The following is a 12022-nucleotide window of genomic DNA, read 5'->3' on the forward strand; positions in this document are numbered from 1 at the left end:
TACAAATATATTTTATTGATACACATCAAGTATTAAAAAGTTAAATTATATTATAATAATCATTATTAATACTATAAAAGGTAAATGAATGACATTAAATGAATTAAAAATTAAAGAAAGTGCTGAAGTCATATCTATAAATTGTGATAAAGTACTTAAGAATAGACTCTATTCATTTGGGATTATAAAAGGTGCTATTGTAAAAATAGAAGAATTAACCCTTACAAAAAGTACAATTGAAATAAAAATCAATCAATCTAAAATAGCTCTTAGACTAAGTGAAGCTGAAAAAATTGAGGTTAAATATGCATAATAAAACAATAAAAATTGCTTTAGTTGGACAACCTAATGTTGGAAAATCTATGCTTATTAATTCAATTTCAAATGCAAGACTAAGAGTTGGAAATTTCTCAGGTGTAACCGTTGCAAAAGAAGAAGTTTTTCTTAAATATAAAGACTATCAAATTCAAATAACAGATTTACCAGGAGCTTACTCTTTAAATGATTATACTCTTGAAGAAAAAGTTACTAAAGAATTTCTAGATAAAGAAGATTATGACATTATTTTAAATGTATTAGATTCAACAAATCTGCAAAGAAATCTTCTTTTAACCTCAGAATTATTAGCTCTTGATAAAAAAATGATACTTGCATTAAATATGAGTGATGAAGCTGATAAAGAATTAATAACTATTGATGAACTACAATTAAGTAAAATTCTTGGAAAACCTTGTATTAAAACAAGTGCTGCTAAAAAAAGTGGTATAGATAGACTTTTAAATGAAATTGTTTCAAAATTTGAAAGTGAAAAACTTCCAACAAAATTATGCTTTTCAGATGTAATAGAAGAAGAGGTTGAAACTATTTCAGCTTTATTACATGATTGTGGATACAAAACAACTCAAACATATAGACAAATAGCAATCAAACTATTAAAAGAAGATAAGCAAACATATAAGCAGTTCCATGATGAACCAATTTGGGTAAAACTGCAAGCTGTTTTAAATGAATCATTTGAGCACCTTTATATTCATTTTAATACAAAAAATATTGAAGATATTTTTAATGATGAGAAATTTGCTTTTGCAAGAGGTGCTGTAACTGAAACTGTAAAACAAAAAATTATTGAGAAAAAAACATTAACTGAAAAGGTAGATTCAATTTTAATAAATAAATTTGTTGGATTACCAATATTTTTATTTTTAATGTGGGGATTATTTCAATTAACATTTGAAATAGGAACCATTCCTATGGATATTATAGATGCTTTTTTTGCAAGTATTATTGATTCAACAAAAGTAATTTTAGGAGATAATCAAATTTCTTCAATAATAGCAGATGGAGCAATAGCAGGTGTTGGTTCTGTTGTATTATTTCTACCAAATATTGTGATTTTATTTTTTGGTATTGCTTTACTTGAAACTACAGGTTATATGAGTAGAGTTGCCTTTTTACTTGATGGATTTTTTCATAAATTTGGTCTTCATGGAAAATCATTTATTCCCTTAGTAACAGGGTTTGGATGTTCAGTTCCTGCATATATGGCAGCAAGAACACTTAAAAATGAAAGAGATAGATTATTAACTTTATTTATTATAGGATTTATGTCTTGTGGTGCTAGACTTCCTATTTATGTACTTTTTGTTGGAGCATTTTTTGGTGAAAGTAATGCTGGGAATATACTATTTTTAATATATATAAGTGGTGCATTATTAGGATTATTTGCTGCAAAACTATTAAAAATTGTTGTATTTAAAAGTGAAGATGAACCTTTTGTAATGGAAATGCCAAAATATAGACTTCCATCATTTAAACTAATTTGGCATACAGTTTCAAATCAAGCAATGATGTATTTAAAAAAAGCAGGAACATATATTTTAGCAGCATCTTTACTTATTTGGTTTGCAAGTAATTATCCAAAACATTTAGAGGTAGAAGAAACATTTAATCAAAAGATTGAATTAGCAAGCACAGAAGAAGAAAAACAAAACCTTACAAATGAATTAGGCTTATACAATCTAGAAAACTCTTATTTAGGATATATTGGAAAATCTACAGAAGTATTTTTTGCACCTTTAGGATTTGACTGGAGAATGACAGTTGCCCTTGAAACTGGACTTGCTGCAAAAGAGATTGTGGTTTCTACATTATCTATTTTATATGGATTAGGTGGAGAAAACGATGAAACATCAGATAGTTTAATTGATAAAATCAAAAACAATATTCCATTTGCATCTGCAATTGCATTTATTGTATTTGTTATGATTTATTTGCCTTGTTTAGCTGCATCTATGGTTTTTGCAAAAGAGGCTGGAGGATGGAAGTATTTGGGATATTTATTTGTATTTACAACTACCACTGCATGGGTTTTATCTTTTATCGCTTATAATGTAACAAAACTAATAATAAGTTAAGATTTTATCTTAGCTTATTATTTCTACTATAATTTATTTACTTTAATTCAAAAGAAGAACTATATTCATTTTGGTTATAAAGGATTTTAAAATTCCATTTACCACCTTCTCTACCATCAAGATATCTATAATCATAAGCTGAGACATCTCCTGCTGGAATGTTCATTTCTCTAGTTCTTGAGATTTCTCCTGTTGGGCTAACCCAATTTATAACTATTTGCTGATCTTTTGTATCTCTAATAACTTCAAATTTACAAATAATTGAATTTTCATCTTCTAAAATCAAACAATCTACATTTGGATTATATACTTGTGTAACTTCTATTGTTTTTTCTTCTTCTACTATTGCATTTTCTGCAAACATTACATTTGCTAATAGTAAAAAAGAAACCATATATTTAATCATTTTTTTCTCTTTCTTCCTGTTCTATATCCATAAATTTCATTAATAAATATTTAATTGGAGCATAAAATGTTGTCATTGAAACTATTGTAATTATTAATTGAGCTATTTTAAATAAAGAACTATTCTCCCCCAAAATAAATAACACTAAATAGTAACTAATAAGCATAGAGATTATAGCACAAATTACAATACTTATTATTACAATAATATTATAATTCATTTTTTCTCCATATAGGTCTTTCATCCAAATAAGCCCTATTCTCTAAAACTTCAAAAGGTTCATATGCTTTTTTATATCCCATTGAAAAATGGTCTTTTATCCAATATCCCAAATAAATATAAGGAATATTAAGCTCTTTTGCAATTTTTATTTGTGCTAAAATAGAAAATTTTCCTATTGATAAATCTGCATAATCATGATCATAATAACAATAAATCGAAGATATTGACTTATCTAAAATATCAACTAAGGCAACACCAATTAATTTATCATCTCGTACATATAAAAATTCTTTTGCGAAATTTTCTTTTCCTTCAACATAAGATTTTATGTAATCATTTGGATCAATAGGACTATAAGGCCAATCTTTTTTATCATTCATAAATTTATGATACTTATCATAAAGACTTAGATGTTCCATAGTCAAAGATGGTGGTCTTATATAAAGTTTAGTTTCTTTATTTTTAGCAATTACTCTTTTTTCTGATCTAGAAAATTTATAGTTAGCAACATCAATTCTTATAGAAACACATTTTGTACAAGATTTACATTCTGGTACAAAATGCATCTTACCAAATCTTCTCCACCCTCTTTCTAACATACCTTGGTATTGAATTGAAGAGCAAGAATGAATATATTTGTATCTAATATCAGATATTTTTTCATCAAAATAAGAGCATGTTCTATTCTCTTCTAAGAATTCAATATCTGGACTTTGAGTAAACATAATTATTCGTTTATTTTTTCTTTTATCTCTTTTGCAATAGCACTAATTTTCTTAATTTTTTCATCGTTTGATAAACTATCATCAAGTATGTGTTTTACAAAAGCACTTCCAACTATAACTCCATCAACCCCAACAATTTTCTCTTTACAAGTCTTTTCATCAACACCAAAACCAATATATAAAGGTGTATCTGAATATTTTCTTACATTATTAATAATTGAAGTTAAATCCTCTTTTTGACCACTTCCTGTGATTCCAGCATAAGCAACCATATAAATAAATTTTTTAGCATCTGCTACTATTAATTTTATTCTTTCTTCACTATCTGTTGGTGCTACAAATGAAATATTTGCTTTATTGTATTTATCAAATAAGCCTTGGAAATTTTGAGCCATTTCATAAGGAAGATCAGGAATAATTGTTCCTTGAATATTATATTCTTGAGCATTTTGTAAAAATTTTTCCATACCATAATGATAAAACGGATTTAAATAACCCATCCATAAAGTATCAATATCTTTTGCAATTTTTGAAGATACTTCAAATAAATCTTTTAATTTAAAACCATTATTTAAAGCAATTAAATTTGCTTTTTCAATAATTGGACCATCTGCTACAGGATCAGAGAAAGGTATTCCTAACTCCAGTGTATCAACACCTGCATCTTTCATACTATATGCTAAATCAATTGTAAAATTGTTATTTGGAAGCGACGACGTAATATAACCTACTAATTTTTTCAAAATCGTAATCCTATCTTTAAAATTTAAATTATTTTATCTAAAATCTACTTTTAAACTATTAATTATTCTTTTTTATCTTCTGTATTTTCTTTAGTATCTTTTTTACTTCTTTTTAAAAGTACATTAATAATATTTTGAATATTAATAAAAAATCTTGTTGTATATGAAGTTTGGCTATTTATAATTTCTTGCCCTAGTTTTATATCTATCGCTTCTGATTTTTTCATTGATAAAAGCTGAGAAGGAAATACACTTCTATGTCCTGTCATTAAAAAAGCAATAATAATTGAAATAGCAGCATAATGCCCAACATCCATCCCAAAAAGCTCAACTGCCATTATCATAGCAGCAATTGGGGCACTTGTTGTTCCTGCTAAAACACTTACAAAGCCAAGTGCTGCAAATAATGGAATATATCCATCTACTAAATATCCAAAGAAATTTCCACTTGTTGCACCAACATAAAATATGGGCGTGATAACTCCACCACTTCCACCAAAAGCCAAGGTTATAGAAGTGAAAATAGTTTTCATAATAAAAGCATACCAAGGTACATTTTCATAGGCTTCAATGTTATAGGATAAGGAGTCTTTTATTGTATGAAAACCAAGTCCTAGATAATCTTCTCCAATAATTAAAGTTAAAATTACAAGAAGCATTCCTCCAAAAAAAGCTTTTAAAATATAATTAATTTTTATCTTATCAACATATTTATGTAAAGTACTCAAGGTAGTGATAATAAAATCTGCAACTAGTCCAAAAAATATTCCACCTAAAATAATTTTTGATAATAAAACATAATTAAAATCAAAACTTGAATAAAAAGCAATATAAAAATATGTATAATTAATACCAAGCATCTTTGCTACTAAAAATGCAGAAAAACCAGCCACAATTGAAGGTAATAAAATATCATACATTAAAGCACCAACAATTAATATCTCAACTCCAAAAATAGCACCTGCAAGTGGAGTTCCAAATACAGAAGCAAATCCTGCACTAATTCCACAAATTACAATTTTTTTTCTATCTCTATTTGAAAAATTTAGTTTCATTGCAATAAAAGAAGCTAATGATGCTCCAATTTGAGCACCAGGACCTTCTTTACCAACAGAACCACCTGCAAAAATAGTAAGTACCGTTGCAAAAAGTTTTGTAGGAACAACACTAATATTTATTTTTCCAGAATTTTTATGAACAGCTTCAATTACTTTTTCTGTTCCATGACCTTGGGCACTTGGAGCAAATTTTTTCACAATAAAAACCGTTATTGCTAAAGCAAAAGGCAAAGTATAGTAATAATTAAAAGGTAATAATTCCCTAGAATTTTCACAATATTCTAAAAGTTTTAGAAATAAAGAAACAACTGCACCAATCAAGGCACCAATTAAAGATGATAAGATTATCCATTTTGAGATACTGGCAAATAAAATAGTTTGTTCGGCTAAGTGTTTTGGGATATTTAAGTCATTTTTCATAAGAAAGCTTTATATTTATTTTAAATTTATATTTAGTATTTAATTTTAACTAAAGACTTATTTACTTGTACTTTAAAATAGTTCTTTTTATACTAAATATTCAAATTCTAATTTTTAATAGGCTAAGATAATCAAACCTCAGCCTAAATTTTTTTATTAAACTATTTTTTTGCTTTTTTTTCTAAATCATAAAAGTAATTTGTGGCTTCTACAAAACCATCAACACTTCCACAGTCAAATCTCTTACCTTTAAATTTATAAGCTAATACCATGCCACTTTTAGCTTGGGTACATAAAGCATCTGTTATTTGAAGTTCACCGTTTTTACCAGGTTTAGTTTTAGATATTACTTCAAAAATACTTGGCGTTAAAATATATCTTCCAATAACAGCTAAATTTGAAGGAGCTTTATCATTATTAGGTTTTTCAACCATATTTGATACCATAAAAACTCCATCTTCAATTTTACTTCCTTCAATAACACCATACTTATGAACATCCTCTTTTGGAACTTCCATACAAGCTACTATACAACATTTATATTTCTCATATAATTTTATCATTTGAGTTAAAACACCATCACCTTTTGGATTAACACATAAATCATCTGCAAGAATTACAGCAAATGGATCCGTTTCACCCACTAACATTCTTCCTTTATATATTGCATCACCTAGACCTTTCATCTCATTTTGTCTAGTATAAGTAAATGTACATTTTTCAATAATTTTTCTAATGTCATTTAACATCTCTTCTTTAGATGAACCTTTTATTTGATGTTCTAACTCATATGATATATCAAAGTGATCTGTTATGGCTCTTTTACCTCTTCCTGTAATAATAGACATAACATCACATCCACCTGCAATAGCTTCTTCAACTCCATACTGAATCAACGGCTTTGTAAGTACCGGTAACATCTCTTTTGGCATTGCCTTTGTTGCTGGTAAAAATCTTGTACCATAACCTGCTGCTGGGAATAAACATTTCTTAATCATTCTTTCTCCTTTATTTGTTTAATTATTTATTTAAATTGTTCCTTTTAACCACATAATTTGATATGGTGCGAGTTTAAATTCTCTTTTTTGCTCATTTTCTTCTTGTGATAAAACTCCATAATTTGTAGATAAAATATCATACAAAGGAAGTTTTATATTTTTAGGAAGGATACAAATTACTTCCTCATTTGAAAAATTATGAATAGCTATAATTCTTTCAACACCTTTAGCACATACATTATCTATGGCAAATATTTTTTCACCCATATCTAGAAAATTAAATTTTCCAAAAGGGTTAAAAGCTTCTTCATTTATTCTTATGGATATTAATCTTTTATAACTATCAAAAACACTTTTTGCCAAGCTTCCTTGTTTTGATAATTCATTTTCTAACCAATCAATATGATATTTTTCACGATTTATAGTTCTATTTACACCTGTATGCTTCACACCATCTCGATAATTTCTAGACCCAACTAATGAATGAAAATAAATACCTGGAACTCCTGGCATTGCCAAAACTGTAGCTTGAGTTACTAATAATCTTTTTAATCTAATTGCATCATCTTCATTTGGATTAGTAAGAGCATCTATGTAAGAACAATTTAGCTCATAAGGAGTTTTTGTTCCATCTTCTTCTGCTCTAAAAGATACTAATCCACCATGCTCTTGTACTTTTTGTACAATAAAATCAACTTCTTCATCTTTTAAAATATCTTTTACAGGTCTAAGGCCTATACCATCATGACTAGCCGTAAAATTAAAGAAACATACCTTATCACTTGGAAGTGTTAAAGTCTTTGCCCAAGAATTTAAAGTTTTTGTATTTCCATTTAAAATAGAATGAACTAAAAGTGGAGGAAGAGCAAAGTTATAAACCATTTGCGCTTCATCATCACCACTTCCGAAGTATGATACATTTTCATGGTGTGGTACGTTTGTTTCTGTGATTATTATAACTTCAGGTGCAACCTCATGTAAAACATCTCGCATTAGCTGTATTAACTCATGGGTTTGAGGAAGGTGAACACATTGTGTTCCTATTTCTTTCCAAATAAAAGCAATGGCATCAAGTCTTATTAGTGTTGCACCTTTTTCTATATAATAAAAAAGTGCATCTAGAACATTTCGTAAAACCCTATGACTTTTGTAATTTAAATCAACCTGATCCTTACTAAAAGTAGTCCAAATATTATGAATTTTTCCATCATCATCTACAAATTCACTTAACAGTGGACTAGCCCTTGGACGTACAACTTTACTTAAATCAATAGATGGATCCAAATCAATAAAAAAGTCTTGAAAATAAGGGTCTCCACTTAAATATGCTCTAAACCAATCTGAAAATTGAGAAATATGATTTATAACACCATCTACCATAAGTCTATAATTTTTACTTATCTCTTCAATTTCTCGCCAAGATCCCATATGAGGATCAACAGCACTATAATTTACAACTGAAAAACCATCATCTGAAGAATAAGGATAAAAAGGAAGAATATGAACTGAATTAATTACACCTTTTAAATGATTATCCATAAAATCATTTAATGTTTTAAGTGAAGCTTCATGATTTTTACTTACTTGGTCTCCATAAGTTATCAATACTATATCTTTTTGACTTAAGTGATATTCTTGGGATTTGATTCTTTGTTTGTATTTAAAGATTAAGTCTATAATATCATTGATAGCAAGTTCAGCAATAGAAGGTGGATAGAGTTTGTTTAGTCTTTTATTTATTTTATGATTGGGGCTTGATATATGTTTCATTGGTTATCCTCACTGACGTATTTTGCGAACTTATCTGAAAACTCAGGTAAAACAGAACGAACTGTAATCCAAGGAGATAATGCTGGAATTCCCATAGGATCTTCGTAATACTCTTTTGAAGCTTCTTTTATGGCTTTTTCAAACTCCATTACTGCTTGTATTTCTTTTTCTCTTATGTACTCTAAGTTATTTAATTTACTTAAAGCATTGTATTTTGATATTTCAAATCTTGCTTCTTGGAAATAAGTTGCTAATAATGTTTTAAAAGATGCTTCACTAAAAACAACTCCTTCTTGAGCCATAACTCTAAAAAGTGTTTTAGCTATATCATTGGCCATTTTATATATTCCACCGCCACTATCAGAATTTCCTAATTCTTGATGTTTATGTTCATAACTTTCCATAATTTCAGTTTGACATATTCTTCTATTTGAAGTATTTTTATAGACCTCACTTAAAGTTGAAACTTCTAATCCCCAAGTGGGGGAAATAGCAATACCTCTTCCTAAACTTCTTATAAAAGAGAATTCACCCGATAAGGCATATCTAAAACTTTCCATATAATCTAAATATCTACTAGAACCATAAACCTTTGTAAGTGAATTTATTAAAGGTGTGTATAAAAGCCTTGTAGCTCTTCCATGTAGTTTATTTGTTACCCTTGAATAAAATCCTTTATTAAATTCAAAATCAAGTCCAGGATGAATAATAGGATAAAAAAGTCGTGCAGGAATTTCTCTATTATAATTTACAATATCACAGTCATGAAGTGCAAAAGCATAAGCATCTTTATCTGTTAATCCATAACCAATCATTGTCCAAACATTTCTTCCTTTTCCAGGAGTATTAAGTCCGGGAAAACCTTCATTTGTCAAATCTTTATATAATTCTTGAATTTTAGGTCCATCATTCCATAACACATCAACCCTACAAGGTAAAACTGACATTAGTTGCTTAACTTCTTCAAACTGCTCTTTTGTTGCCTTATCTAAACCTAATATAATTTTATATAAATATTTTACACCCTTTAATTCTTCAATAATTTTATGCATCGCAGGAGTTTGGAACTCTGAATATAATGCAGGTAAAAGAAGAACCATTTGATGTCTTTTACCAAATTCTTCAAGTTCACTTTCCATATGTTCTATACTTCTATTTCCAAGATCTTGTAAAGTTGTTATAACTCCATTTTGAAAAAAATCAGCCATTGTTTTTCTCCTTTAAAACTATTATAAAATCCATTACATTTGTACCCGTAATTCCAGTTACAAAATCATATGAAAGCTTATTAAAAAATGTATTACTATCACAATTTTTTAAATACTCATTTGCATTAAGATTTAATTTTTTTATTTTTTCAGAAATCTCAAAATCAACAAAAGCTCCATTTGCATCACTATTTCCATCAATTCCATCACTTCCTGAACATAAAATAGAAATATTTTTATTAAATTTATTATCAATTAACAATCGTAAAGCCAATTCTTGATTTCGTCCACCTTTTCCATTTGCTTCAACTATAGTTGTAGTTTCACCACCAAATAATAAACAAAAACTTTCATATTTTTTATCATATTCTTTAATTATATTTGATATGTAAGAACTAGCTTCTATAGAGTTTTTATCAAGGGAAGTAGTTATAATTTTTGTCTTATCTACTTTTTTATCTATATATTTTTTGGCTTTCTTTAAAGCTATTTTATTATTTCCTATAATGTAGTGTTTGAATTTTCCATTATTCATAGGAGCAGAGCCAATTGTATTTAAGTCATCTCCAATAACATCACTTAAAACTAAAACAGAACCTTGAGCTTTAATACTATTAGCTAGTTTTCCGCCTTTTATTTGTGAAATAGATTTTCTTACACTATTTAAAGCTTTAATATCTATACCACTTGATAATAGTGCTTTTGATATTTTTGAAAAGTCATCTAAATTTAATCCATCAATTGGTTTTTCAATCATTGCAGAAGCACCACCTGAAAGCAAAAATATAAAATAATCATCTTCTTGCAAATTAGATACTTCATCAAGTAATAAAGTTCCAGCTTTTATACTTTTTTTAGAAACTAAAGGATGACTTGACTTAAAATGTTTTATGTATTTTAATTTTCCTTTTGATGTAGAAATTGCTAAACCACCTTTTATTTTATCTTCTAAAATTTTTTCACACTCTTTAGCCATTGAAAAACCAGCTTTTCCAACAGAGAATATATATAATTTTTTGATTTTATTTAAATCTATTTTCTCATCTACTATATTTAAGATATTCTCTTTAATAGATACATTATCTTTAATAATTGTTTTTGCTTTTACCTTATTCAAGGCTTTAAAATATATTTTTTCTAATTCTTTTCTAGACATTTTTTAACACCATTTCGCTCCAACCTGTAGAGCCTTTGTAAGTTGATTTTTGAATATTTTTAATTTTACAGTTTATATATCCACCTTTGTGGTTTTTAATTATAATTGGAACATCCACATTTTCAAGCATAGCAATATCATTTTGTCCATCACCTAAGGCAATTGTTTTAGTTTTTGTATTAAATACCTTTTCAAATATTTTTACTGTTTCACTAACTGCTCTTCCTTTATCTTGATTAATTCCAATTAAATGATAAAATCTTCCACCTTTAGTAATTTTTATTCCATATTCGAAAGCAATTTTTTCTAAAGCTTTTAATTTAGATTCATCCTTTAAAATAAATGGCTCTGTGAAATCTCTTTGTTTTGCTAAATCTGCAATAGTAGAGTCTAATTTTGTGTATTTCATTAGCTCCCATTTATTCATATCCGAGAAACCTAAAATCTCAAATTCTTCTTTATATTTATTATAAAATTCTAAAATTTTCTCATAGGATAATCCCAATTGATAAATATAATAATTTTCATACTCATCTAAAAATGAAAAGTCCAATTCTTTATAATTTTTTGGAATAAATAATGCAGCACCATTTTCTATAATAAATGGCTCATTGATTTTCAACCTTTCATGTAAGGTCTCAACCTCGACTTTTGTTTTACTTGTAGTAAATATTAAAGGTATATTTTCACTTAAAACTTTTCTAACTCCAAGAAGGGAATCATTATAAGAATAGTCATCATGATTTAAAAATGTACCATCTAAATCTGTAAATATTATGATTTTCATAATTAATAATAGCATTTAATAACCAAAATTAAAAGTTATCCTTGTATAAAGAATATACAGTAGCAAAATGCGCACTTATGTTATTTTATTTATTAAAAAGATTTTTGTGATAGAA

Annotated in this window: 12 protein-coding genes; 2 read left to right on the top strand and 10 right to left on the bottom strand. The window is 27.4% G+C overall.

Features of this window, described 5'->3' with window-relative positions; translation table 11 throughout:
- Nucleotides 1-88 precede the first annotated feature (88 nt).
- Together AACT_RS11790 and feoB are read left to right on the top strand one after the other, a co-directional pair.
- Complete coding sequence (locus AACT_RS11790; protein ID WP_172127135.1) at nt 89-313, top strand: FeoA family protein; 225 nt, start codon at nt 89-91, stop codon at nt 311-313.
- Nucleotides 306-2414 (top strand): ferrous iron transport protein B, encoded by a 2109-nt coding sequence (gene feoB / locus AACT_RS11795; RefSeq protein WP_172127137.1) that lies wholly within the window; start codon nt 306-308, stop codon nt 2412-2414. Before AACT_RS11790 ends, feoB begins: the two co-directional genes overlap by 8 nt.
- Before the next feature lie 37 nt (nt 2415-2451).
- Here feoB and AACT_RS11800 read toward each other — a convergent pair whose 3' ends face one another.
- The 10 genes from AACT_RS11800 to AACT_RS11845 all read right to left on the bottom strand — a co-directional run bounded on the left by AACT_RS11800 (nt 2452) and on the right by AACT_RS11845 (nt 11922).
- Nucleotides 2452-2820 (bottom strand): hypothetical protein, encoded by a 369-nt coding sequence (locus tag AACT_RS11800; RefSeq protein WP_172127139.1) that lies wholly within the window; start codon nt 2818-2820, stop codon nt 2452-2454.
- Nucleotides 2813-3040 (bottom strand): hypothetical protein, encoded by a 228-nt coding sequence (locus AACT_RS11805; RefSeq protein WP_172127141.1) that lies wholly within the window; start codon nt 3038-3040, stop codon nt 2813-2815. Before AACT_RS11805 ends, AACT_RS11800 begins: the two co-directional genes overlap by 8 nt.
- A complete protein-coding gene (locus AACT_RS11810) occupies nt 3030-3767 on the bottom strand; it encodes an arginyltransferase (RefSeq protein WP_172127143.1) in 738 nt (245 codons plus the stop codon). Before AACT_RS11810 ends, AACT_RS11805 begins: the two co-directional genes overlap by 11 nt.
- Nucleotides 3768-3769: 2 nt before the next feature.
- Entirely contained in the window at nt 3770-4510 is a 741-nt protein-coding gene (gene trpA, locus AACT_RS11815) for a tryptophan synthase subunit alpha (RefSeq protein WP_172127145.1), read from the bottom strand.
- Between the two features lie 62 nt (nt 4511-4572).
- Nucleotides 4573-5988, bottom strand: a complete 1416-nt coding sequence (locus tag AACT_RS11820; RefSeq protein ID WP_172127147.1) for a chloride channel protein — start codon at nt 5986-5988, stop codon at nt 4573-4575.
- A gap of 161 nt (nt 5989-6149) precedes the next feature.
- Nucleotides 6150-6986 (bottom strand): UTP--glucose-1-phosphate uridylyltransferase GalU, encoded by an 837-nt coding sequence (galU, locus tag AACT_RS11825; protein WP_172127149.1) that lies wholly within the window; start codon nt 6984-6986, stop codon nt 6150-6152.
- Between the two features lie 30 nt (nt 6987-7016).
- Nucleotides 7017-8756, bottom strand: coding sequence for a sugar phosphorylase (locus AACT_RS11830; RefSeq protein ID WP_172127151.1), 1740 nt, complete (start codon nt 8754-8756; stop codon nt 7017-7019).
- A complete protein-coding gene (locus tag AACT_RS11835; RefSeq protein ID WP_172127153.1) occupies nt 8753-9964 on the bottom strand; it encodes a glycosyltransferase family protein in 1212 nt (403 codons plus the stop codon). Before AACT_RS11835 ends, AACT_RS11830 begins: the two co-directional genes overlap by 4 nt.
- Nucleotides 9957-11120: a glycerate kinase type-2 family protein gene (locus AACT_RS11840; RefSeq protein WP_172127155.1), complete on the bottom strand. Its 1164-nt coding sequence runs from the start codon at nt 11118-11120 to the stop codon at nt 9957-9959. The genes AACT_RS11835 and AACT_RS11840 overlap by 8 nt, the downstream gene beginning before the upstream one ends.
- Nucleotides 11113-11922 carry an HAD-IIB family hydrolase gene (locus AACT_RS11845; protein ID WP_216658199.1) on the bottom strand — a complete coding sequence of 270 codons (810 nt, stop codon included), beginning with the start codon at nt 11920-11922 and terminating at the stop codon, nt 11113-11115. Before AACT_RS11845 ends, AACT_RS11840 begins: the two co-directional genes overlap by 8 nt.
- Between the last annotated feature and the right edge of the window lie 100 nt (nt 11923-12022).

This window comes from Arcobacter acticola, assembly GCF_013177675.1.
Taxonomy (GTDB): Bacteria; Campylobacterota; Campylobacteria; order Campylobacterales; family Arcobacteraceae; genus Aliarcobacter; species Aliarcobacter acticola.